The organism is Streptococcus oralis (assembly GCF_018448765.2).
In the GTDB taxonomy this organism is placed as follows: domain Bacteria; phylum Bacillota; class Bacilli; order Lactobacillales; family Streptococcaceae; genus Streptococcus; species Streptococcus oralis_BM.
This window is the reverse complement of sequence record NZ_JAHCMC020000001.1, coordinates 927,286-952,408: the sequence shown is the minus strand read 5'-3', so window position 1 is coordinate 952,408 and position 25,123 is coordinate 927,286. Positions and strand designations below refer to the sequence as shown.

The following is a 25,123-nucleotide window of genomic DNA, read 5'->3' as shown; positions in this document are numbered from 1 at the left end:
GTTGCTCAAAACACAGTTTTGAGGTTGTAGATAAGACTGACGAAGTCAGTGAGCATATCTACGGCAAGGTGAAGCTGACGTGGTTTGAATTTGATTTTCGAAGAGTATAAATTATACTTTTACAACTTGAACCTCATCTTTACCGAGCAAAATCAAGTATTTCTCTATATTTTCAATCGAATAAGCTCGTGATAAAGCTTCTCCGTAGAGGGCTAACTGACCACGATAGCGGTCTATGAGTTGACTTGGTTCATCGTAACGGTCTGTTTTGTAGTCGAAAAGAACGATACGATCCTTATAAAGAAGATAGCCATCCAAGATTCCACGGACAACGAAATCCTCCTGACTCTTTTGGTCGCGTTTGAGCATGGAGAAAGGTTGCTCGCGATAAAGATGGCTGGTATTAGCAAGAATCTCCTGACCAAGTGGTGTTTCAAAGAAGGCGAGAATTTTAGAAAGATTGATCTTGTCTCTTACAGCTGGACCAGTCTGAACTTGTTTGAGAGTTTCTTCCAGAGTGGCAAGTGTTGGTTGCTGACTGAAGTCAATTCTCTGCATGAGTTCGTGAGTGGCACTACCAATCTCAGCTCCAGTTACCTTTTCTTTAGTTGAAAAATCAGGTAAATCGAAGCTGATTTTCTTCTCTGTTGATTGAGTTTGGTTAGTTATTTCTACCCCTTCCATATCCATAACGGGTTCGTAGAATTTCTTGATTTGGCTTGGGGTTTGAACACTTGGTAGTTCAATGGCTGCGCGGTGAAGAGTATTATAAACTTCCACCTCTTTCAGCATTTCCAAAGCTTCTTTAATCATTTCAGACTGGCGATTGTCTGCTTGAGATCTATCTTGTAGAGGACTCTTGTTTTCCAACTGACCGATAGCTTCTCTGGTCAACTGGTCTTCACCAACAAAACGATAGCTAAAGTTGAGATTGTCCTTGGCAAATATTTTACTGATAGCCCAGATCCAATCTTGGAAATTTCTTGTTTGCAGTCTGGTATTGCTATCTAATTTTCCGTTATTTGCTGCTGGGTATTCCTTTGCTTCCAGCTTTTCACGAGAACCCTTACCGACAAGATGAAGCTTTCTCTCAGCCCGCGTCATGGCAACATACAGCAGACGCATCTGCTCTGAATAGCTAGCCAATTGCAGTTCTTTCTCATTCTGGGTATAGGTAAGGCTGGGAATGGAAAGTTTGATGGTTTTAGGATAGTGGGCTTCTACTGTTCCTGTTTCCACCTTGGCTATGTATTTGACACCAAGCCCATTTTGACGACTGAGAATAACGTCTGACATCGAGTCCTGCTTATTGAAATCCTGATCCAGGTTGAGGATAAAGACATAAGGAAACTCCAGTCCTTTACTCTTATGAATGGTCATAAGTTCTACCGCATCCTTAGGCGGTGCGACGGCTACGCTTGCAAGATCATGCTGAGCTTCCAAAACCTGATCAATCATTCGAATAAAACGCGACAAGCCCTTGAAATTACTCTTTTCAAACTGGTCAGCTCTCAAAGCTAAAGCATAGAGATTAGCCTGTCTGGCAGGACCGTTAGTCAAGGCTCCAACATAGTCATAATAAAAACGGTCATTATAAATCTTCCAAATCAAGTCATAGAGAGAATGGGTTTTGGCATATAAGCGCCAAGAATCCAAGATATCCATGAACTGATTTAGTTTCTCAGCTAGTTCTGTATGAATCAAGTTTTTTTGGCTAGCTTCTTGTTTTTGAGCATTGACCAGTTTCTCATAGAGATTTTCTTGGATTTTATCTTCTGCTTTCTGAAGGGACAAGCGTGCCAACTCGTCCTCATCAAAACCAAACATAGGAGACTTCATCAGAGCAACTAAAGCATAGTCTTGCAGAGGATTGTGAATGACACGCAAGGTGTCCAACATGACTTGTACTTCTAGTGATTGGAGATAATTGTTTTGCTCACCGTCGGTTTTAACTGGAATTCCGTACTCAGATAAGGCAAGTAGAATCTGGTCATTTCGACTGCGACTGGAGATCAAAAGGGCAATTTCTTTGAAGGCAACACCTTTTTCCTGATGAAGCTTCAGGATTTCCTTGATGACCAGCCGCATTTCCCCAGTGAGTCTCGTTTCTGCCTGACTCCCTTCTTCCTCTTGTCCGCTGTCGTCCTTATCGTAGAGGAGAAATTCTGCCTTGTTGTCTGGATTAGGAGTCAGTTTGGTATTGGCAAAAACAAGCTGGTGCATGCTGTCATAGTTGATTTCACCGACCTCTTGGTCCATAAGGCGTCCAAAAACATCATTGGTTGCTGACAGCACTTCTGAACTACTACGGAAATTTTCCTTGAGCAAAATCAGCTTTCCTTCTTGAGGATTTTGCGCATAGCGGTGGAATTTTTCATTGAAAATCCGCGGATCTGCCTGGCGAAAACGGTAGATGGACTGCTTGATATCCCCCACCATAAAGCGATTATGACCATTCGACAGCAATTCCAGCATGCGTTCTTGAATGTGGTTGGTATCCTGATACTCATCGACCATGACTTCATGGAATCTCTCCTGATATGCATCGCGAACTTGTGGGAAATTCTCTAAGATCTCAATGGTATAATGGCTGATATCAGCGAATTCAAAGACGTTTTCCTGGCGTTTACGTTCACGATAAGCTACCACAAAATCGCTCATAAAGGTTTGGAAGGTTTTAGCTAGATCCCAGGTGTCTCCATGATAACGCTCTTGATAGTCGAGAATGGTTATCTGGTCTGCTAGTTGTCCTAGTTTAGCAAACTGGGCCTTTCTCTCATCGTTATAGGCATCAGCCAGTGGTTTCAAATCGGCCTTACGACTAGAATTAGCCAGAGCCCGACCATTTTTCTCCTTAGAGATGGCGACAACACGAGCAAGCACGGCTTGATAAGCCTGGCTATCGGACTTTTGATTTAAGGAGCCAATTTGATCCAGAACCTGTTGAACAGCTTCTAAATAGGTAGCTTTTGGAAACTCCTTTGCATCGTTATCCAGATGATAACGGAGGAAACTTTCCAAATCCCAGAGCGCCTGTTTGATTTGCTCGGTTTGTTTGTCTTTCTCATTTGCAAAGTCAGCTTTTTCAAACCCTTTGAGAAAAGACTCGTTCAGCCATTTTTGGGGGCTACTGGTGGATTGGAGGAAATCATAGATTTTGTAGACTTGCTGGCGCAGACCTCTTTCATCCTTGCCACGCCCAGCAAAGTTCTTCACCAAATGAGCAAATTTCTCTTTATTCTCACCTTGGTAATGGTCTTTAAAAACTTGATGAAAAACTTCGTTTTTTAAGAGTAACTGTTCACTTTCATTTTGTAGAATACGGAAGTTCGGTGCAATATCAATCAAATAGCCATGTTTTCCTAGGAATTTTTGTGTGAAGGAGTCCATGGTTCCGATAGCCGCGTTTGGCAGATCTGCCAACTGACGTCCCAAGTGTTGTTTGAGATCAACATCATCGGTTTCTTGGATTTGTTGGCTGATTTTTTTCTCCAAACGTTCCTTGAGTTCAGTAGCAGCCTTGACAGTAAAGGTCGAGATAAAGAGTTGAGAAATTTCGACACCACGCGCTAACTGATCCAGAATGCGCTCTGCCATGACAAAGGTTTTTCCAGAACCAGCAGACGCTGAAACCAGGATATTCTGACCTGCAGTATAAATGGCTTCGATTTGCTCGGCCGTTTTCTTCTGTTCCTTGTTCGAATTCGCTTCTGCTTCTTGCAATTTTTGAATCTCTTCCTCAGTTAAAAAGGAAATGGGCTTCATCGATTCAACTCCTCTCTTATTTTCTCAAACCAAGCTTGCTTAAGCTTTGCTCCGACCAGACGCTTGCCGTCAGCTAAGTCTAACTTCTCTAGGAAACGGGCTTGTCCCAAATGGTAATTAGCTTCAAATCCAGTGATGGCTTGGTGTTGCTGAACATACGGGGCAATGCTTCTGCCATTTTCTGTGTATGGATTGATAGCGAACTGGCCTTCTAAAATCTTCTCAGCTGCTTTCTTGTACAGGTGGGCATTATAGTCCAGTAAGAGTTGGAATTCCTCGTCTGTCAGCTGATTGGCCTTGTTTTTGTTATAAAATTCGCCCAAATGACTGCTTTCTTTTTCTAAAAAGAGTCCCTGGTATTTCATAGACTTACTGGCTTCTGCTACTGCTCCAGCCAAACTCTTAACGGTCAGCAGAGATTGGACGGGTTCAGCCATTTCCAAGTACATAGCGCCAAAAAAGTTCTGCTCCCCTTCTCTTTTTAGGGCAGCAAGATAAGTCGGCAGTTGGGAATTGATCCCATTAAAGAAATGAGGAAACTGGAACTGGGTCAAACTAGACTTGTAGTCCACCACTCCTAGCGCTCCATCAGCTTTCAAACGGTCGATTCGGTCAACCTTGCCTCGCACATGGACACTGCGACCATTATCCAATTGAATAAAGGCTTGATCTTTACCACCAAATGTTGCTTCCTCTTGGATGGTTTCAATGGCTGGATTATGACGAAGGATGTGACCAGTTGTTCGAGCCACATCAAGCAGAACTTCCTTGGTAAATTGGGCTTCCAAACTTTCTTGATAAATAGCTTCAAATTCGCGTTCCTGGCTGGTTTCCTTGATGGCTTGTTCCAAACGCTGATCAAAGGAATCTTCATCAGGCAGTTTTAAGGCACGTTCAAAGATACGGTGCAAGAAATTACCATGGCTACGAGCATCTGGACGCAGGCGCACTTCTTCCTGCAAACCTAAGACATAACGGAGGAAATAACTGTATTCATTGCGGTAAAACTCCGTCAGACCAGAGGTAGACAGGTAAAACTCCTTGTCAACTGGATAGAGAGCCTGCAAGGTCTCTTTCTCTAATGGTTTGCTACTTGGACTATTTGGGATAGCTGGATTTGTAAGGCCTTTTTGATCTAGTTTTTTACCCATCACACGCGCCAAAACCTTGACAAAGGTCAAATCTTGCTCCCTATCACTCGTATCGCCCTGCTGATGATAGGCAACAAGGCTAGATAAGAGACTATGATATGACCCCATATCATCCTTAGACAGACCTTTGTGATGAATCTTCTTCTCTATCCGGCTAAATCCAAAACTCACCAGTTCCTGAAGATAGGCCGATTCCTTGCTCTCATTTTCATTGAGGAGACTTGGGGCGGATAACACCAACTGCTTACGGGCAGCATTAACTAAGGAAAGCATGGTATAGCGATTTTTCTTGAGGTTTTCACTGCTTGCAATCTGTAATTGCGCTCCCTCTTCAGTCGCTTGGTTTAGCCTTTGCCTTTCTTCATCTGTCAAAAGGCTGGTATTCTGCGCGATTTTTGGTAAATGATCCTGAGTCAGTCCGATAGCATAGACAAAGTCAGCGGTCAGAGGGGCAATCAAATCATAACTCTGCACCAGAACTGTGTCCACTGTTGCTGGAATAGTACGGTACTGAGAAAGGCTCATCCCAGAATGAAGCAAGGCCAGGAAGTCCTCCAGACTAACTTGTGAACCAGCAAAAACCGTCGCAAATTGTTCTAAAACATGACAGAAGGCTTTCCAAACCTCAGCTTGTCTTTCCTGCTCTAGAGCTTCCATAGTAGCTGTCAAGTCTTGCATCTGCTTGCTTAAAGTAGCGTTTTTTAGAAATGTACTCCACTTTTGCAAGAGATTTTCAGTCTTTTGCTTCCGACTGGCAAACAAGGTTTCAAGTGGAGCCAAAACTCGCAGACGAAGAGAATTTAAACGCTCTAAATCAAATTTTCCATGGTGGGATTTGGTAAAGGTCTGCTGAAAAGCAGGCAAGCCATTGATGCCAAGGTAGCGGAGATATTGCTCAAAAGCATCAATATCAGCCTGACTAAGGTCAGTATACAGACCAGTTCTGAGGAGATTAATCAAATCCTCCTGACGAAAACGGTAGCGTTTCAAACGCAAAATAGATTCGACATACTGAGTCAAAGGATGATGAGCCATGGATTCACTTCTACCAAGATAGAAAGGAATCTGGTACTGGTCAAAAATAGTTTTCAACGATAACTGGTAAGAAGCCACATCACCCAGCAAAATACGGAAATTCTTGTAACTCAGTTCTGGATGGTCATGTAATTTCTGACGAATGCTACGCGCTACTAACTCCAACTCCTCTTTTTGCGTCAAACAAGACCAGATTTGCAGATTTTCACTATCCTTCTCATTGATATCTAAAGCGAGTTCTGAGAAGTCATAAGAAGACTCTAGCAAACGAGAAGCCTTGTCAAAACTATCTATTTTCACATGAGTCTGAGAACGATCCTGAGCAGGTGTTTGGTATTTTGCCCCCAAATGATGAAGAAATTCCACACTGGCTTGATAGAGATTGCCTTCAGTGAACGGACTGGTATAGGCTTTCTTGCTTGCATAAGCACCAATGACAATCTCAACACCTTTACGCTGGAGCAGATCCACCACATGCTCTTCCTCGGCAGAAAAACGGGTAAATCCGTCAATGACCAAGGCAATCTGACTAAAATCACTACTTACCTTATCATTCTCAATAGCCTCAATCAAATGGGACAATTGACTTCCCTGAGCCAACTGACCTTGATTGAGATAGGCTGTTACTTTCTCAAAAATCAAGAGTAAATCTGCTCGCTTGTCCTCATCCGTCAAACTTTTCAAGTCTAAAAAATTCATCTGAGCAGTCGTCATCTCATGATAAAGTTCAATCAACTGCTGGATAAACTGTGAATCCTGCTTAATCGCACCATAAACACGTAAGTCCTTGGGATCTAGTTCTGCAAGACATTTATAAAAGGCCATCCCAAGACCGATGTCATCAAGACTGGTCTTAGCTGGTAAATCATTTAAAACCAAGTAACGAGCCATCTGAGCAAAGCGCGTGACAGTAATCGCAAAAGAAGCCTGCTGGGACAAGCATTCCAGCACAGCACGTTCCTTTTCAAATGAAAGAGAGTTGGGGGCGATGTAGAAAACCCGCTTGCCAGCAGCAACTAGCTCCTCCGCCTCTCTAGTCAAGATTTCTGTCAAAGAAGTCCGAATATCAGTATAAAGTAATTTCATCTCAGCCTCGTTTGAATTTTTCATTATCTTTTATTATACCATTTTTTAATTAAGCAATCCTGTAAATAATCGGTTCTTGCTCATCTATTGAAAAGAAAAATGCCGGAAAATTCCGACATTGTTTTAGTAAGCTAACTTCCTGAAAATAGGAGTAACCACAAGTCCCAGAAGGCAGTGATATTGATAAGGATATGAAGTACTATTGGATAGTAGAGATTTTTAGTCATGCGATACAATAGGGCTAAAATAAGACCCCCACTAGCATAAATGAAAAAAGCAAGAGGTGTTAAAGCGAAATTGATATGAATACAACCGAAAATAGTAGCAGAAAGCAAGATATCTCCGTACCAAGGTGAGTTTTTGAAAAAGGTTGTCATAAGCACACCGCGATAAATCAATTCCTCAGCAATAGGGCCGATGAAGCAAACTATGAGCAAGAAATAGGGTAATTCCTGTCGCCCTATCATTTCTATCGTTTCATTCAAAGAAATTTGATTTGAAGACGAGGGTATGAAATAAGACAAGAGGAAGTCAGACATATATAAAATGACGTAGCCCAGTAAAAGGTAGATAAAGTACCTCGGCTGCCACTTGAATTGCATAATTTTTCTACCTTCAAAAACTTTTAAATGGAGGACTGCTAAGAAAAGAACTCCACTCTCCATCAAAAGCAGAATCTGAAAGAATTCCCGACTTGCTGGTAAATAAGAATTTGCGAGGTGATTGAAAAGCCTCCAAAACCAAGTTGATTTGTAAAAAATTAAGGACAATGCTAGTAAAATTTGAATACTTCGTTTTTTCATATTGTACCTCAGCTTTTCTCCCCTCGTCTCTTCATATTACTAATAAATTTTACTTAAAATCTCGCAGCACTTCCTTTGCAAAGATGATTGCCTCCTCCAATATATCCTAAATCATAGGTGCCTCTGGGACAAAATCCATGAACCGGCAGAGTTAATACTGGTTCTATTTCCCAATCATATCTACCATTAAGATTTTTACCATAGGGATCTGCTCCACCTTGTATCAGCTCTAATTCTTCATTTGTTAGATTTATATTTTTTTTCATTAAAACCATGATGTATTCCTCCATTATTGTTCAGATTAGTTGAGTAATCTGCTACTCATAACTACTTACAAAAAAACTATTATATTTTAAGCTAGTTTTTTTATGCTTATCTAGTTGCAACGTTGACAAGTTTAGTATAGCACATCTTTGCAAAATATCCTCTTCAAATCTTGAATTGTCATCGAAACGTCCTAAACTGTATAATCAATCACCCCCTAAACTTTTAGCCTGATTTTTTCCAAAATATGCTATAATAAAAGCAAAACACCTAGAAAAGGAAGTCTTATGATTAAACTACTAGCCTTGGATATGGACGGAACCCTCCTTAATGAAGCCAAGGAAATCCCGCAAGCCCACATCACTGCCATTCACCAAGCCATTGAAAAAGGTGTCAAACTGGTTCTCTGTACAGGTCGCCCGCTTTTCGGTGTCCTCCCCTACTATAAAAAACTAGGACTGGACCTCCAGAACGAGTATGTCATTGTCAATAACGGTTGCTCAACTCACCAGACCAGTGACTGGAGTCTAGTTGACTGGCAAGAACTCAGTCCAGCTGACATTGAATACCTCTATGACCTGGCTGAAAAAAGCGACGTCCAGTTGACTCTTTTTGATGAGGAACATTATTTTGTTCTCGGCGGTAAGCCAAATGAAATTGTTCAAAATGATGCCAAGCTAGTCTTTTCAGATCTGACTGAAATTTCCCTTGAGGAAGCGACTAGTGGCAAGTATCGTATGTTCCAAGGTATGTTTTTAGGAACAAAAGAGCAAACAGACGATTTTGAGCAGCGTTTTGCGACAGAACTATGCCAACGGTTCAGCGGTGTTCGTTCGCAGCCTGTCATTTATGAAGCGATGCCACTTGGAACTACCAAGGCTACTGCTCTTTCTCGACTAGCTGCGATTTTGAAGATCGAGTCCTCAGAGATTATGGCCATGGGTGATGCCAATAACGATATCGAAATGCTCCAGTTTGCAGGACTTGGTATTGCTATGGGAAATGCTAGCAACCATGTCAAATCTCTTGCTAATGACGTCACAGCCAGTAACGAAGAAGACGGTGTCGCGCGTGCCATTGAGAAGTATATTTTATAGAGAAAAAACCCAGTTAAATCCTTAACTGGGTTTTTGACATTTTAAAAATCAGAAAACTTTAGAAACTCTTTAGAAATACTTGAACTTTCTTTGATTTCTATACCTTATACTAAAGTTAGAAAAATAAATCAAAAGGAGAGAATCATGAAAACAGTACTTGACATTCATGGATTGTCCAAAAACTTTGACAAACAAGCTATCCTTCAGGATCTTCATCTAACGATAAGAGAAGGAGATATTTATGGACTTATCGGAAAGAACGGAGCTGGGAAAACTACCTTGATAAAAATTATTACGCAACTACTGTTTGCGGATAAAGGAACTGTTTCTCTCTTTTCTAGTCAATCGGAAAATGAGTGGACCAAGGCTTTATCTCGAGTGGGTTCTGTTATCGAATCACCTGTAGCCCATAATCATCTAACAGCCTATCAAAATCTGAAATATTATTGTATGGTTCGCCATATTCCAAATGCTGATATAGTTATTCGAGAAATGCTGGATTATGTAGGTTTGTCAGATACAGGTAAAAAAGTCTTTCGTGATTTCTCGCTAGGAATGAAACAAAGACTTGGTATCGCCATTGCCCTCCTATCCAAACCTGATTTCCTGATTCTTGATGAACCTATTAACGGTCTCGACCCAATTGGAATCAAAGAATTTCGTCTCATGATCCAGCGGCTCAATCAAGAAAAAGGCATAACTATCCTCATCTCTAGCCATATCTTGTCAGAGCTCTATCTCTTAGCTAATCGCTTTGGTATTCTGGATCAAGGTAAGATTATCCGTGAAATCAGTAAAGCTGAATTTGAAACACTGAGTGAGGATTATATTGTGCTTAAAACAAGCGACAAAGAAAGAGCTTGTCAGGTATTGAAAGAACAAATCCAGCTCCAGTTTAAGGTTGTCAATCCTGACAATGAAATCCATATCTTTGGTAATGAACAAGATGTCAAACAGATTCTTAAGCAACTAACTTTGTCCGATGTTGCTATTGATGAGATTTACTTTGCCCGTCAAAACCTAGAAGAATACTTCACCCAATTGGTAGAATAGGAGAAAAATCATGATACATACCATTCAAGCAGATTTTTACCGTCTTTTCCGCTCCAAAGGATTTTGGATTACAGAACTCATTCTCTTTGCACTTATGTTAATGGGTGCTACTATCGGAGCTACAGGACATCTAATGTCAGTAAATACTACACCTGAAACAGAATTTCCGACCAAAGGTTGGGACGGCGTCCAAGCTCTTATCAACGCGTCTAGCAATGGTTCAAACCTCGTTTTTCTCTGCATCGTCCTGGCATGCCTCGTTCTTGGAGTTGATTTAATCGGCAAACTCTATAAAAATAATTTAACAGTCGGCGTTTCTCGTACAGAATTTTTCCTTGCTAAATTCTTTGTTCTAGCAAGTATCGCTCTCTTACAACTCATTACCAGTCTTGTGATTGCCTTTATTCCCGCGACTCTTCTAAACGGACTTGGTACAATGCCTGATGGTTTTGTTACTAATCTCCTCTTGACGATTTCCCTTCAATTTCTCTGCCTTCTAGCTTGGCTTTCGATTGTTTCCTTTATTCTCTACCTAACTCATTCTTATCTTGCCGTATTTATTGGTTATTTGGTCAGCTCTATCTTACTTTCTATGCCAATGCTTGTTTTCCCAGATATTGAAATTCTACGATATTTAATTCTAGATTTTGCCTATGCTATGACTACTAATAGTCAAGCTATTCTCTATACCATCTCGGTTTGCGTAACAGTCATACTTTTCTTCTCTCTCAGTGGCCTGACAATTTTCAAGAAGAAAAGCTTATAAAAAAGACCTCCTCTAGGATATAGAGGAGGTTTCTTCTGTTAAAAATAGATAAAGACCGAAAACCATTCTCCATCAGCAACTAGCTTCATTTCCGCTCCAAGAAGATGAACTAATTCCTCAGTAATATAGAGACCTAAACCAGAGGATTCTTCAGTATCTGACATATTTTCAGAATAAAAACGATTGCTGAGATTGTCTATATTCTTGATAGGTTTTTTTACAAGATTATCAATTTCCAAAACAAGCCTATTTTTTTCCTTTTTCAAAGAAAGTCGAGCCTCCTCCTTGCCGTGCTTGAGAACATTTCCAAGGAGGTTTTGTATAATTCGATCAAGCAAGTCCTCATCAGTCGTCGTTTTCAATCCTGGTTCAACGTTAAAATCAAGAACAATCTGTGAAGATTGGAAAACGTCGTAATAAGCTAAAGTCTTTTTCGTTATAAAAGTTGATAAATCAAGCTCTTCCAGTTTCGGTTTGACTGCTCCTTCCATCAAATGACGGTATTCGAGGAGAGCCTCCAACCGTTTGGAAACCAAATCCTGATGATGGGCTATTTTATTTAAGGTTTCTGAACTATTATCGGGGTGTTTTATTAGTTGCTGAGTATATCCTGAAGCGATTGTCAAAGGTGTCCGAATATCATGAGCGATGTTACTGATTGCCATATCTAGGGTACGCTTTTCACGCTTCATGATTAGCTGGTTTTGCTCCACTTCTTGAAATAGATTCTCAATTTGGTTATGTAGACGCAAAATGGTCTTTGAAAAGAAATTTACCCCAATCCTCTTCATGCTACCAGAGCGAATCTTTTCTTCCATTTGTCTGCTTAAATCTCTAATTGCTATATGATAGCGAATCAAAGAAATCGCCAAAATGATGTTAGTAAGGAGCAATATTGATATCAAAATGTAATTCATTATTTGTCTCCTTTTAATCGAACACCTACCCCCCAAATGGTTTCGATGTATTCGTGATTTGGATCCAGTTGATGTAGTTTCTTACGGAGATTGCTTAGATGAGTGTTGAGCGTATTGTCTCCAGGCAGGTAACTTTCTTCCCAAATCAATTCATAGAGTTCTTCTTTGGTGAAGATCTTTTTAGGATGCTGGAGCAACATTTGGAGAATCTGACACTCCTTCTTTGCAAGGCGAATGGTTTCAGTAGAATTGCTTATTTCAAAACTATCCGCATCGAACTGGATATTTTTAAAGTTTTGTACGAGATTATCAATTTCTCTTCGATCTTCTGACTGATGTTCACCACTTTGGCGTAATTGCACAGTGACTCTAGCAAAGACTTCATCTAAATCAAAAGGTTTTACTACATAATCATTGGCACCATCTAAGAGATATTGGCTGATGAGTTTTTTATCACCTAAAGCAGTAAGCATGATGACCGGAGTCTGACTAGTTTGTCGAATGGCTTGCAAGACTTGGTCGCCATTTTTCCCAGGGAGCATGATATCTAGCAAGACGAGATCGATGCCACCTTTGTCAAAATGCATTATACCTTCCGTACCAGAAAAGGCTTGGATCACCTCGTGTTCCTCTGCAAGAAGGGTTCTTAAAATTTCCTGGATGTCATTATTATCTTCAATTACAAGAATGCTCGCCATAAACCTCGTCCTTTCTAAAACTATTATAACATGTTTTGTTAGGAATTCCAGATACAGAAAAGCTCCTCTCACATTTTAAGCAAGAAGGAGCTAATGAATATTGAATCTACTTAAGCAAATAAGCAATCAGAGTTATAATCCATAGATGAGCTGGGTAGAAAATATAAAAGAAATATTTGCTCCAGCTGGTTTCTTTTCCTCGCTGTCCATTATACAAGGCCATAAAAGGAAATACGGTGATAAAGAGCCAGTCAGAATTGTAAAGCATCATTTCCAGTGTTTGGTACCATGTGTCGTATATTTGGATGGAAGTCACTAACAAGAAGGCCCACAGAAAGGCATATAGGAGATTTCGCAAGCCCTTGCGATTTCGACAAGAGTAACTAATCAAGAGAAATGGTAGCATGGTGATACCACCCTCGGTAAAAAGACTACCAAATATCAGAATACCCGCAACTCCAATCCGACGCCACAACTTCTCTTTTTGATCCAGCTCTTTTCTAGGAAAACCAATCCAAAGCATGGTGACACCGATGGCCAAAGTCAAGAAAATATTATTAGTAACCATTACACCCTTAGAGGCAAACAGAGTATTGAGAAGGCTATTTCCAGCAAACATGATAAGCGCCCAACTCCAGAGACGGATGAGGTAGTTTTTCAAGTTTCGAGTATGGATAAATCCTTCCATAGCCATATACGCAAACCAAACTCCCACACAACGGGTCAAGGCGTGAAAGATACCTTCCCACAAAGGAGAAACGATTCCGGTGATATGAGGGATATGGTCCAGAACCATTACTGCCGCCATCAGATACTTCAACTGCGTCGCATTCCATTTTTTCATAATAAACCTCTTTCTTTTTGATCTACATAGAGTATAGCATACATTTCCACGTATAATCGTACACCCATCTTACATTTAAAAGGCCTATCTTACATTTTTGTAAGACAGGCGTGAATATCAAAAATTTATTATGAAATTTACCTTCTAGTCGGTAATCCGTTGGTACATTTCTGGTCTTCTATCACGAAACAGTCCCCAGTTGAGGCGTTCACTTGCTCCCTTATCCAGGTCATAAGTTGCTAACAGAACAGCTTCTCCTTGTCTTTCAGCTCTCTCTAGAATAGCTCCTGTTTCATCCGTCATAAAGGAGGAACCGTAGAAGTCAAGACTAGAACTCTGTCCGCCATTTTCCTCACTAGGAGTGACTTCTTCCAATCCATAGCGATTGGCTGCAATAACTGGGACAATATTTGCTGCTGCGTGCCCTTGCATGGTACGTTGCCAGTGACCACAACTATCCGTATCTAAGATAGGCTCTGAACCGATAGCGGTTGGGTAAAAGAGCAATTCTGCCCCATTCAACGCAAGACAACGGGCTGTTTCAGGGAACCATTGATCCCAACAGATGCCGATGCCAATCTTAGCGTAGCGCGTATCCCAGACTTTGAAACCAGTGTTACCAGGCGTGAAATAAAACTTTTCTTGATAGTAATGATCATCTGGTATGTGGGTCTTCCGATAAACTCCTAACACTTCCCCATCTGCATCAATAACGGCAATAGAGTTATACAAGACATTGCCATCTTTTTCATAGAAACTAATTGGTAGAACAACTTCTAGTTCCTTAGCAAGCACTTTAAAATGCTGAATGGCTATATTTTCTGTCACCGACTGGGCATACTGGTAGTAGTCATACTGGCGTTCCTGACAGAAATAGGGACATTCAAACAACTCTGGTAAGAGAATGATTTGTGCACCTTGACCTGCAGCTTGTCGAACTAGACGTTCCGCTATTTGGATATTTGTTGCTACATCCTTGGCACATTGCATCTGGAGCGCTGCAACTCTTACATTTCTCATCTTTTTCTCCTATTCTGGGATTTGTTGGGTGATACAGTGGATATTGCCACCACCTAAGAGAATATCTCTGGCTGGTATTCCGACAACTTGGCGGTCTGGGAAACACTTGCTGAGGATATCTAAAGCCACTTGGTCGTTTTTATCTTGAAACTGGGGAACCAAGACTGACTTGTTGGCAATATAAAAATTGACATAGGAAGCCGCAAGACGCTCGCCCTCATAACGCTCCTCTTCCCCATCTTCATAGGTATAACCTGGTAAATCCTCCTTAGTAACAACCTGACGAATAGCTGGGATTGGAAGTTTATGAACGGTAAAGGGACGGCCTTTCGCATCAGTTTCCTTCTCTAAGAGAGCTAAATCAGCTACAGACATGGCATACTGGGGATCGCTTTTATCATCTGTCCAAGCCAAAACAAGCTCTGCAGGACCTACAAAGGCTGCAACATTGTCAACATGTTCATTGGTTTCGTCCTGATAAATACCATAAGGAAGCCAAATAACTTTTTCAGCTCCAAGGCTCTCTAGTAAGGTCTTTTCAATCTCCTCTTTAGTCAGGTGAGGATTACGACCAGGACTTAGAAGGCAACTTTCAGTCACAAGAATGGTTCCTTGACCGTCACTATGAATAGCTCCACCTTCCAGTACAAATGGTTTGGCATCGTAAACAGGTATATCTAAGACTTCTGCAAAGCGACCGGCTACTTGGTCATCTGCTTCATAATCTTGGTAGAGACCGTCAACAACACCACCCCAGGCATTGAAAGACCAATCTACCGCCAACTTTTCCCTTTTATCATTAAGAAGAATGGTCGGACCAGTATCACGCGCCCAGGCATCATTTGTCTGAATATCTAGATAAACAACCTTATCTCCTAGATAGGATTGTGCTTCAGATAGATAGTCCTCCTCAACCAAAAGGTAGACTGTCTCCCCCTGAGCAATCGTTTTGATAATCTGGCTAAAAGCTTTTTTTGCAGCCTTTCCTTGAAAAGGCCAAGATCCGGGTCGAGTCGGCCATATCATGAGAGTTCCATGATGGGGTTCATACTCTGCAGGCATTCGATAGCCTAATTTCTTTGGACTGTCCATCATGATAATCTCCCTTTAAAATCTTGATAGTCAAAGGCTTTGACTAAGCTGCAGTCACCCTGCTCGTCCATGAGATAGAGACTTGGCAATCCAATACCATTAAAGGTGTTATTTTTAACAAATGAGTAAATAGCCATGTCTTCAAAATAAAGTCTATCACCGATTTGGACTGGATTTTCAAAGCTATAATCACCAATCACATCGCCCGTCAGACAAGTATTGGAAGAAAGTCTATAGGTATGGGCTTTTTCCTGTGCCTCAAAGCCATTTCTCAAAGGTGGACGATAGGGCATCTCAAGTACGTCAGGCATATGGCAAGTCGCAGAGGCATCTAAAACCAAGATTTCCATACCGTTTTCGACAATATCTAATACCTCAGTCGCTAGATAACCCGCATTGAGCGCAATGGCTTCACCCGGCTCGATATAGATTTCAAGATTGTAAGTTTCTCGGATACGCTTGATTTCTGAAATCAGCAAATCCACATCGTAACCTTCTCTTGTGATGTGGTGTCCGCCCCCCATATTAAGCCATTTGACCTGATGCAAATAGGCTCCAAATTGCTCTTCTACTGCTTTCAAAGTTGTCTCTAAATCATCTGCTCCCTGCTCGCAAAGAGTATGAAAATGAAGGCCGTCTACCAATTCCAGCAAATCACTAGGAATCTTGTCTAGAGTGACTCCGAAACGGGATCCAGGGGCACAAGGATCATAGAGAGCGTGATCTCCTTGGGTTGAACACTGAGGGTTAAGTCGCAAACCCACGCTTACACCAGCATCCCGACAACGGGCCCCATGTTTACGCAACTGTCTCTCTGAGTTAAAGACGATATGGTCTGTTATCTCTAGCAATTCCTCCAAGTCAGCATCCTTGAAAGCAGGCGCAAATACATGGACTTCTCCTGGAAATTCTTCCCTAGCTAGCTTAGCTTCATAGAGTCCACTAGCTGTCGTACCTGATAGATGCTGGCTAATCAAGGGATAGGTTTTGTAGAGGGAATAAGCCTTCTGGGCAAGCAAAACCTTGCAGCCAGCTTCTTCTTGTACATATTGTAGAATTCGGCAGTTTGCTTCTAACTTGGCCAAATCAATAATGTAAGCTGGTGTTGGTACTTGTTCTAGCTTCATTAGTCCACCATTTGTGGATTTTCAACCACAACCCATGGTAAACCATACTCATTCAAAGCTTCCATGAATGGATCTGGATCCAATTCTTCAAGGTTATAAACTCCTGGTTGTTTCCAAGTACCGTTCATAACCAATTTTGTCCCAATCATGGCTGGAACACCTGTCGTGTAAGAAATTGCTTGTGAACCAACTTCTGCGTAACATTCCTGATGGTCGCAGACATTGTAGATGTAGATGGTCTTTTCAACGCCATCTTTGACACCTGTAAAGATACATCCAATATTTGTCTTACCAACAGTACGTGGACCAAGGCTGGCTGGATCTGGAAGCAAGGCTTTCAAGAATTGGATTGGCACAATTTCTTGGCCGTTAAAGTTAATAGTATCCGTACGAAGGAGTCCGACATTTTCCAAGCATTTCATGTGAGTTAGATAAGATTGACCAAAAGTCATAAAGAATCGAATCCGTTTAACTCCTGGGATGTTTTTGGCAAGTGATTCGATTTCTTCATGGTGAAGGAGATACATATCTTTTTGTCCAACCTGAGGGAAATCGTACTCACGCTTGATAGACATAGCTTCGACTTCGACCCATTTCCCATCTTCCCAGTAAGAACCTGGCGCAGAAACCTCGCGGAGATTGATTTCTGGGTTAAAGTTTGTCGCAAACGGATAACCGTGGTCACCACCATTACAGTCTAAAATGTCGATATAGTGGATTTCATCAAAATAGTGTTTAAGGGCGTAAGCAGAAAAGACGCTGGTCACACCTGGGTCAAAACCAGAACCAAGCAAGGCAGTCAGACCTGCTTCTTTGAATTTCTCTTGGTAAGCCCATTGCCATGAGTAGTCAAAGTAGGCAGTAAATCCAAGTTCTTTACAACGTTTCTCATAAATAGCACGCCATTCAGGGTCTTCTGTATCCTCAGCCTCATAGTTGGCTGTATCGATATAGTGGACACCTGTAGCCAAACAAGCATCCATGATGGTCAAGTCTTGATAAGGCAAAGCTACGTTCAAAACAGCTTCTGGTTTGTAGCTTTCGATCAAGGCAGTGACTTCTTCTACCTTGTCAGCATCAAGAGCAGCTGTCTCAATCTTTGTACTTGTTTTGTCTTCTAATTTAGCCTTCAAGTCATCACATTTTGACTTGGTACGGCTAGCAATCATAATCTCTTTAAATGTTTCGCTATCTTGACAAATCTTTGAAATAGCAACTTGGGCAACGCCCCCACATCCAATAACTAATAAACGACTCATTTTTTTCCTTCCTCTTCTTCTAAAATGTCTTCTACATACTTGGGCAACATAAAGGCACCGACGTGTAGGTTTGCAGTATAGTATTCAGTAAATAACTGACGTTTTTTCCAGCCTTCCTTATCAAAATCTTTGACGGGGTGATATTTTTTCGATGCAAATCCAAACAACCAATAGCCAGCAGGACTGGTTGGGATATGCGCCTGATAGACTCGGCTGATTGGAAAGGCTTGATTGACCTTGCGGTGCATACTTCGGCAAGCAGACTCGTCTTCGTCAAAGAAGGGACTCCCATGCTGATAGATCATGATTCCGTCCTCTTTGAGAGCCCTATAACTATTGCCGTAAAATTCCTTGGTAAAGAGCCCTTCCGTATGTCCAAATGGATCTGTTGCATCGTTGATGATAATATCGTAGTCATCTTCACAGTTTCGTAAAAAGCGTAGTCCATTTTGGTAGTAAATGGTGACACGAGGATCATCTAGCCCCGCAGCAAAATCTGGGAAATACTCACGACAGACTTCAACCAGCATCTCATCCGGTTCCACAATATCGATTTGTTCCAATTCTGGATAGAGGGTTAATACTTGAGCAACACCACCGTCACCACCCCCAATAACCAAGACTTTCTTGGGATTTGGGTGGACAGCCATGGGAACGTGAACAGTCATTTCGTTGTATACGAAATCATCCGCATCTGAGAATAAGACATGCCCATTTAAAATCAGTATTTTCCCAAAAGCTGGCGTATCCAAGACTTCGATATCCTGCCATTCACTTTTACCAGCGTAAAGTTGTTTGGCTGTTCTCAAGGACAATTTCACATCTGGAGTATGAACTTCAGAAAACCATAAATCCATCTAGTTCTCCTTTCTTTCAATGACGTTGATGCGATTGACCTCTGGATCTTCCGTCCCTTGGAGAGAGCAACCACGTTCCTTGGCAAATTGGATATAGTCTACAATTTCTCGTGTAATGTGTTCACCTGGAGCCAAGATAGGAATTCCTGGAGGATAGCACATGACAAATTCTCCACAGACTTGTCCAACCGACTCATCCAAGGTTAAACTTTTTCTTTCTGAATAGAAGGCTTCTTGTGGAGACAGCACCAACTCGGGCTGAATATATTCACCAGCTATCAAGTCTTTTCCATCTCTCGAGTAAAGTCTCTTAATATCAGCTAAAGCACCGACCAAACGCTCGATGTCTTGGATGCGGTCACCAATGGAAATGTAGGCCAAGATATTGCCAATGTCGCCAAACTCGATCTGAATATCGTATTCGTCTCGCAAGAGATCATAAACCTCTATCCCTGTTAGCCCAATACCCTGAGTGTAAACTGACAGCTTGGTTACATCAAAATCACAAACAGACACACCGTCTATCAACTCTTGTGAGTAGGCATAGTAACCACCGATAGCATTGATTTCACGACGAGCGTATTCGGATAGCTCAATGACTTTCTCAAAAGACTCTTTGCCACGAAGGGCTAAGTTCCGTCGAGAAATATCTAGACTAGCCATAAGTAGGTAAGAGGCAGATGTAGACTGGGTCAGGTTGATAATCTGACGAACGTACTCAGGATTCATCTGATCACCAACTAAAAGAAGCGAACTTTGAGTCAAACTCCCACCAGACTTATGCATAGAGACCGCCGCCATATCAGCTCCAGCGTCCATAGCAGACAATGGCAATTTATCTGTAAAATGCAAATGCGCTCCATGGGCTTCATCCACTAAAACCAGCATGCCCGCTTCATGAGCCATTTCCGTTAAACCCTTGAGGTCTGAACAAATTCCATAGTAGGTAGGATTGTTGATTAGGATAGCTTTAGCATCTGGATGTTTCTTAATGGCCTGGGCAACCCGGTCATTTTCAAGACCTAAAGCGATGCCTATTTTAGGATCTACACTCATCTCGATATAGATGGGAATAGCACCACATAGAACCAGCGCATTGATAGCAGATTTGTGGACATTACGTGGCAGAATAATCTTATCTCCCGCCTTGCAGGTGGAAAGAATCATAGTTTGCACCGATGAAGTTGTTCCACCAATCATGAGAAAGGCATGGGCTGCTCCAAAAGCATCTGCAGCCAATTCCTCCGCATCCCGAATAATCGAAATGGGATGACCAAGATTATCCAAGGGTTTCATCGAATTAACATCAATGCCAACACATTTTTCTCCTAACAGTTCGACCAGTTCTGGATTTCCCCGCCCTCGCTTGTGACCTGGCACATCAAAGGGGACAATCCTTTTCTTGCGTAGCTTGACCAAGGCCTCGTAAATTGGGGCTTGGTTTTGATCTAACTTCTTCAAGACATACTCCTTTACCGTATTTTTAGCACCTCAAGAAGATAAAGGCGACTAAAAGTTGACTTATGAAAAAAGAGCAGGTTTTCACCTGCTCTGCAATCTTCTGACGTGTGTATTTTGGTTTCTGTTGAGTATGTCTGTTCCTGATGTTTCCTAACTCTCTAGTAGCAAATATTACGTACTTTATTGATCGTTTCACAAGATGACGTGTGCTTTCACCACACTAAAATTTATGAATTAGGACAAGCGTCCTAACATCAACTTATAAAAGTAGGCTTTTAACCCTATCAATAATGCGGCTTTTCAACCACGCTTCGGCATTCAACCCTGCCTGTCCGTAGGCATTTTTTACTCGGGTTTATATTTGCTAGAAAACATCATCTCATTTTCTAAGCCTTATAACTATACCATGTTTACAAGAGCTTGTAAAGTATTTTATGAAAGTTTTTTAAACAATTTCTTTTTTTGTTCGTGAAATATTACTCAACAATAAAAAGAAATCGTTTTAAATTGAAATTAAAAAACAAAAAAAGGAACTAAATCGATTAGTTCCTTTGTTGAATCGTAAGTATAGTCAGTTATTCAAAATCTTATCTACTTATCTCGTGCTACTTGAACAGCTAGTTCAAAATCAGTCATCATATAATTTTCATCTAGGCGGATGAGACCATAGTACTCATTCCAAAATAGCGAATCGCTGTTGCTGGACCACTTTAATCCATACCATAGTTGAGTGACATCACTTGTATTTGATGGCGGAATTGACCATAGATGCTTCTTGAAAGTTTCTTGAACAAGAGAAACATCCAGTCGTGTAGTCAAGTCAAGTTCATTTAATTTGAAAGTAATAGAATGTTTTTTCGCTGCCTCAATACTGTCCTTGTTAAATCGAACCTGAATAACCTTAGAATCTTCTATAGCCACATCATGGTCCTCAGCACCGTAAAAGGAAATACTGCCCAGTACTATGCCATCTTTTGCTAGGAGGTAGGGAGCATAAGGAACAGCATTGCTATCAAGCCTGAAGCCTTTTTCGATGGTAACTGTTTTATCTCCAGGATACTTTTGGAAACTACCATCTGTCAGGAGCTCTTCGTAGTCGCTAGCACCATCGCTCTGTCTTACATAGATGTCAAAACCGGCATCCATCAGCTCACTGGCTTTAGTTTCTGCTAAAATGATTTTACTTTCATTAATTTGCAAAATTGGTGCTTGAGGTGGCAAACCAATCGTGAGATTAAACATGACTCCTACCAGAAAGACCATAAAGGTTATAAGGAGGGCAAGTAAAGACTTTCCAGTCCTTTTTCTTGCATTGAAAAGAGCCATTATAGCTGGGAGGAGGATCATTTTGGCTAAAATAGAATTCCCAACACCACCTCTATTTAAGGTCTGAAAAGCAAAGACTCCTGCAATAGCAATCAGGGACAGGTAGACCAAAATCTCACCTAGACCCAGCTTTTCAGTTCGAGTTTGTTGGTTTACAGGCGTTTCGTACAATGACTGCCCATTCTCTTTCCTCTTTTTTAGAAAGAGATAAAAGCCCAGACCAAGTAGCAGATTAAAGATTGCAAAAACTATTAAAGTACCTATTATCGCCGTTCTAGCCATGGCTCTCTACTCCTTTATGTTCTCTCACAAATCTTATCTTTCTCTTTAGTACCCAATTCCCAATCAATAAAACCAGCAAGAAGAAGGGGCCGCCTTCTATCAGCACAATGGGTAAAGCCACTAGAGCAATCATTCCCATCTTTTTATCTTTAAGAATATTGCTGATATTTCTAGCTCTGTTTCCCAAGAAAGTGCTATAATGGAGCTAAGAAATTGTTTTATTGAATGTTAAATAGGGGGGATAGTCATGTTCACTAGTATTGTTTTGGCTTTTTATGCTCTTTTCTTTCTATCCTTGTCCTTTACTATCTATCTCTATATCAGACTTCTAGTTGCTGTTAAAAAAGGCAAAGACATTCCCAAATGGATTTATAAACTTGGTCATGCTGTTCAAGGTAGAATTCACGTTGACTATGAAGAAATCACTGATACTAATGCCCTTAAAGAGATTCATTGGTTCTTGCTGATCTATTTAATCGTAAATCTACTCGTATTGGCTGGCTTCTACTATCATAGTAATAGTTTTCTACAAGCATTTTATGAATGTTTAAAAAAAACAATTTTTCATCGTACTTGTTAGTATGGTTATAAAAAGTATCGGCAAATTAATCGTATTAGCTATAAGAAAAAACTTTCAAAACAGTCATGCCTATGCATCAACCAATGCTTTTATTGGGACAGTTTTTTTAACAAGCTATGTGTTTATGTTCTGCATCATGATGAGTGGTCTTCCAGCTCAACCTGTTCCAGTCACCATTCAAAATACCACAGTCATTATCGGAGAGACCAAGGCTTCCGAGCTTTTAGAGCAAGGTTTCACATTCGAAGATAAAGGTGCAAATAGTCCTATCACCAATCCTAAAAACGACCACTTCTACTATGGTCAACTTCTCGAAGTCAAGCGGGATAATCAGTCCTTTGGCTTTATGAGCCTCACTCCCACAGGTAAAGATACTGATCAGATCAAAAACTGCGTCATCACCTATTACAGAACACCTAAGGATAGCAAGCAACTAGATAAAATTTCCATCAATCATGTCAAGCTAGCCAATCTCAAGCTTCAAGATTTTCAAACACGAAAATTAATCGATATCTTTGAAGTCAATCCTGCTGATTACAATGTCGCTGAGACGGACTCAAACTACATCCTAACCATTCAAACGGCAGATTACGACCTCTGGAAAAGATACAGGATTGAAGCCAAGTTCAATTCAGATGGTTCCATAGATCGTTATGGTGTTAGAGCTCAACACAGTATGTGGGAATAAGATAGTATCATTTCAATACGAGCAAGTATAAGATTAAGTAAATGATTAAAAACTACTTAATCTTATGCTTGTTCATTTTTTCTTGGAAAATACCTGTCAGAATTTGGCGCAATTCTTCTCTTTCCTTCTCAGGAATCTCACCACTTCTCTTGGCAACTGCGTAGAGCTCTGGATGTTCGATAGAAATACGCTTTATTGTCCGAGTTGTTGCGTGTTTTCGCACGAAAAAGGGAATGCGTTTGATCCATTCCTGAGGTACTAGGGCAAGGATTTTCGCAGCGGTTTCCTTATCGCTAATCTCAGATGTTGTCAATCCTTGCTTAATCATCTCTTGTTCTTTCTCAGTAAAATCTTTTAATTCCATATATCTACTCCTTATCTTCAACAACTTGTTTTTGTATGAGAGCTATTCTAACTATTCATGAAAATGGTTTATCTAGATACTCACGTGTATGTTTCCCTCTGTTAAAAAATTCTTATTCTTTCGGTTGAGAATATACTTCGATATGCTGACCTAGTACCTTGATTTCTACAGGTAGATTATCGGATTTGTCACCATCAACATCCGTTTCCAATTCACTATCTGAAGAGAGTTTTATATGTCGAGCTTTCAGATACTCGATATTGTCATTTACGACAACATCCCCTTTTAATAAATCAGGGATAACTGACAATTTAGTAAGAATTGACGCATCTTTTAGAATCAAAATATTAGCATAACCATCCTTGTCTTCATCAAAGATTTTTTTGTCAGCGAAATAATTTGTGAGGAGAACTAAAACATGACTGGCTGGGCCAATGTAATTACCATTATCAGTCTCAACTTTAATGTTAAATGCTTGATCTGTAACCACAGACTTCATGGTATTAATCGCATAGGCGAGCATACCAAACTTTGTTTTATCTTCTATCCCAACGTTGTGGATAGCTTCTGGCAAAGAGCCAATACTAAAGATATAACCAAAATAATTTCCATTTGATTTTCCAATATCAATCTTGTTTGTAGAACTGAAATCAAGCTCGTCAATAGCACTATCAATATCCTGAGAGATTTCTAATAGTTTCGTAATGAGATTTCCAGTTCCTCCTGGGATAATCGCCAGTTTAGGAATATAGTCTTTTTCAGCGATACCAGAAATTACTTCATTGACAGTCCCATCTCCACCAAAAACAAGAACAGCATCATAATGCTCTCGAGCAGCTTCTTCAGCAAAGTTTGTTGCGTCTTGCGCTTTTTCGGTAATTTTAGTTTCCACGTGCTCAAAATAATCTTTGGCTTTATTCTCCAGTTTGGCCTTATAATCCAGAGCTTTTTCACCTCCAGATGTTGGATTAATAATCACCATAATTTTATTCATTTATTGTTCTCCTGTCATTAGATTTTCTTACTTTAACTAACCATCTCAAGTTTGGTCCATATAAATTTTGATCGCTTGGTATTCCTGCTCTTTAGCATAGGCAAACACCTCTGAAGCTCTAATGTAATCAAAGATATTTTCCTCTAAATCTTCATCCCAGATCGATTCATGAAATATTTCATTCTCTTGACATGCTTCATAGAAAATATCGAGGTGAACCTGATAAAACTCTTCATCTTCATTTGAGGCTTGTCTTACTAAGGATAGTTGAAACATTGGCTTATCAGATATAGCTGTAAATGTCCCTGTTTCAAATAAAATCATCTCATCCTCAATAGGCTCACGACACAAGTCTTCAAAGATTGCTACCATTTCCTCTAAGGGCATCTTATCGGTGATTCTTTCTCTTAAAAATTCAAGTGATTGCTTCATATTTTTTCTCTTTCTAGATGGTTTTCGTTCTTAGAATAATCTTATTAAAAAATTGAATCCCTACACCTTTTATTATACTACATAAACAGAAAAAAAGACCTAACCAGCGGGCCCTTACCTTTGTCTCAGTCTAGATCTTTTTGATAATCGGAAAAACCTCTG

20 protein-coding genes and 1 pseudogene are annotated in these 25,123 nt (G+C 40.6%); 4 read left to right on the top strand and 17 right to left on the bottom strand.

Features of this window, described 5'->3' with window-relative positions; all coding sequences use genetic code 11:
• Nucleotides 1–111 precede the first annotated feature (111 nt).
• The 4 genes from addA to KIH88_RS04650 form a co-directional block, all read right to left on the bottom strand.
• Nucleotides 112–3,765 carry a helicase-exonuclease AddAB subunit AddA gene (gene addA, locus KIH88_RS04665; protein ID WP_213988538.1) on the bottom strand — a complete coding sequence of 1,218 codons (3,654 nt, stop codon included), beginning with the start codon at nt 3,763–3,765 and terminating at the stop codon, nt 112–114.
• Nucleotides 3,762–7,037, bottom strand: coding sequence for an ATP-dependent nuclease subunit B (gene rexB / locus KIH88_RS04660; RefSeq protein ID WP_213988537.1), 3,276 nt, complete (start codon nt 7,035–7,037; stop codon nt 3,762–3,764). The genes addA and rexB overlap by 4 nt, the downstream gene beginning before the upstream one ends.
• A gap of 131 nt (nt 7,038–7,168) precedes the next feature.
• The gene (locus tag KIH88_RS04655) at nt 7,169–7,840 is read right to left on the bottom strand and encodes a CPBP family intramembrane glutamic endopeptidase (protein WP_213988536.1); all 672 of its coding nucleotides are present in this window, start codon (nt 7,838–7,840) and stop codon (nt 7,169–7,171) included.
• Nucleotides 7,841–7,893: 53 nt separating this feature from the next.
• Nucleotides 7,894–8,115, bottom strand: a complete 222-nt coding sequence (locus tag KIH88_RS04650; protein WP_213988535.1) for an SP_0924 family bacteriocin-like peptide — start codon at nt 8,113–8,115, stop codon at nt 7,894–7,896.
• A 276-nt stretch (nt 8,116–8,391) separates the two neighbouring features.
• Between KIH88_RS04650 and KIH88_RS04645 the strand changes: the two genes are divergently transcribed.
• The 3 genes from KIH88_RS04645 (at nt 8,392) to KIH88_RS04635 (ending at nt 11,020) form a co-directional block, all read left to right on the top strand.
• Nucleotides 8,392–9,201 carry a Cof-type HAD-IIB family hydrolase gene (locus KIH88_RS04645; RefSeq protein WP_213988534.1) on the top strand — a complete coding sequence of 270 codons (810 nt, stop codon included), beginning with the start codon at nt 8,392–8,394 and terminating at the stop codon, nt 9,199–9,201.
• A 144-nt stretch (nt 9,202–9,345) separates the two neighbouring features.
• A complete protein-coding gene (locus tag KIH88_RS04640; protein WP_213988533.1) occupies nt 9,346–10,254 on the top strand; it encodes an ABC transporter ATP-binding protein in 909 nt (302 codons plus the stop codon).
• A gap of 10 nt (nt 10,255–10,264) precedes the next feature.
• Nucleotides 10,265–11,020, top strand: a complete 756-nt coding sequence (locus tag KIH88_RS04635; RefSeq protein WP_213988532.1) for an ABC transporter permease — start codon at nt 10,265–10,267, stop codon at nt 11,018–11,020.
• Between the two features lie 38 nt (nt 11,021–11,058).
• Here the strand turns inward: KIH88_RS04635 and KIH88_RS04630 are convergent, their stop codons facing one another.
• From KIH88_RS04630 to KIH88_RS04585, 10 genes are all read right to left on the bottom strand, one after another.
• Nucleotides 11,059–11,937, bottom strand: coding sequence for a sensor histidine kinase (locus KIH88_RS04630; RefSeq protein WP_213988531.1), 879 nt, complete (start codon nt 11,935–11,937; stop codon nt 11,059–11,061).
• Entirely contained in the window at nt 11,937–12,635 is a 699-nt protein-coding gene (locus KIH88_RS04625) for a response regulator transcription factor (RefSeq protein ID WP_213988530.1), read from the bottom strand. Before KIH88_RS04625 ends, KIH88_RS04630 begins: the two co-directional genes overlap by 1 nt.
• A gap of 106 nt (nt 12,636–12,741) precedes the next feature.
• Nucleotides 12,742–13,479 (bottom strand): TraX family protein, encoded by a 738-nt coding sequence (locus KIH88_RS04620; RefSeq protein ID WP_213988529.1) that lies wholly within the window; start codon nt 13,477–13,479, stop codon nt 12,742–12,744.
• Nucleotides 13,480–13,623: 144 nt separating this feature from the next.
• The gene (gene aguB / locus KIH88_RS04615) at nt 13,624–14,499 is read right to left on the bottom strand and encodes an N-carbamoylputrescine amidase (protein ID WP_213988528.1); all 876 of its coding nucleotides are present in this window, start codon (nt 14,497–14,499) and stop codon (nt 13,624–13,626) included.
• Nucleotides 14,500–14,508: 9 nt separating this feature from the next.
• Nucleotides 14,509–15,594 carry an agmatine deiminase gene (aguA, locus tag KIH88_RS04610; protein ID WP_213988527.1) on the bottom strand — a complete coding sequence of 362 codons (1,086 nt, stop codon included), beginning with the start codon at nt 15,592–15,594 and terminating at the stop codon, nt 14,509–14,511.
• On the bottom strand, nt 15,591–16,718 hold the full coding sequence (nspC, locus tag KIH88_RS04605; protein ID WP_213988526.1) for a carboxynorspermidine decarboxylase: 1,128 nt from the start codon (nt 16,716–16,718) through the stop codon (nt 15,591–15,593). Before nspC ends, aguA begins: the two co-directional genes overlap by 4 nt.
• Entirely contained in the window at nt 16,718–17,977 is a 1,260-nt protein-coding gene (locus KIH88_RS04600) for a saccharopine dehydrogenase family protein (protein WP_213988525.1), read from the bottom strand. Before KIH88_RS04600 ends, nspC begins: the two co-directional genes overlap by 1 nt.
• Nucleotides 17,974–18,834, bottom strand: coding sequence for a polyamine aminopropyltransferase (gene speE / locus KIH88_RS04595; protein ID WP_000366713.1), 861 nt, complete (start codon nt 18,832–18,834; stop codon nt 17,974–17,976). The genes KIH88_RS04600 and speE overlap by 4 nt, the downstream gene beginning before the upstream one ends.
• Nucleotides 18,835–20,295 carry an aminotransferase class I/II-fold pyridoxal phosphate-dependent enzyme gene (locus KIH88_RS04590; RefSeq protein ID WP_213988524.1) on the bottom strand — a complete coding sequence of 487 codons (1,461 nt, stop codon included), beginning with the start codon at nt 20,293–20,295 and terminating at the stop codon, nt 18,835–18,837.
• 591 nt (nt 20,296–20,886) lie between these two features.
• A complete protein-coding gene (locus KIH88_RS04585; protein WP_213988523.1) occupies nt 20,887–21,903 on the bottom strand; it encodes a hypothetical protein in 1,017 nt (338 codons plus the stop codon).
• A 247-nt stretch (nt 21,904–22,150) separates the two neighbouring features.
• On the opposite strand from KIH88_RS04585, the pseudogene KIH88_RS04580 reads away from it, so the two are divergent.
• A pseudogene (locus KIH88_RS04580) lies at nt 22,151–23,171 on the top strand (hypothetical protein).
• 52 nt (nt 23,172–23,223) lie between these two features.
• Here KIH88_RS04580 and KIH88_RS04575 read toward each other — a convergent pair.
• From KIH88_RS04575 to KIH88_RS04565, 3 genes are all read right to left on the bottom strand, one after another.
• Nucleotides 23,224–23,535 (bottom strand): hypothetical protein, encoded by a 312-nt coding sequence (locus KIH88_RS04575; RefSeq protein ID WP_109290008.1) that lies wholly within the window; start codon nt 23,533–23,535, stop codon nt 23,224–23,226.
• 112 nt (nt 23,536–23,647) lie between these two features.
• Complete coding sequence (locus KIH88_RS04570; protein WP_033585212.1) at nt 23,648–24,529, bottom strand: diacylglycerol/lipid kinase family protein; 882 nt, start codon at nt 24,527–24,529, stop codon at nt 23,648–23,650.
• A gap of 45 nt (nt 24,530–24,574) precedes the next feature.
• Nucleotides 24,575–24,961: a hypothetical protein gene (locus KIH88_RS04565; protein WP_033585209.1), complete on the bottom strand. Its 387-nt coding sequence runs from the start codon at nt 24,959–24,961 to the stop codon at nt 24,575–24,577.
• Nucleotides 24,962–25,123 lie beyond the last annotated feature (162 nt).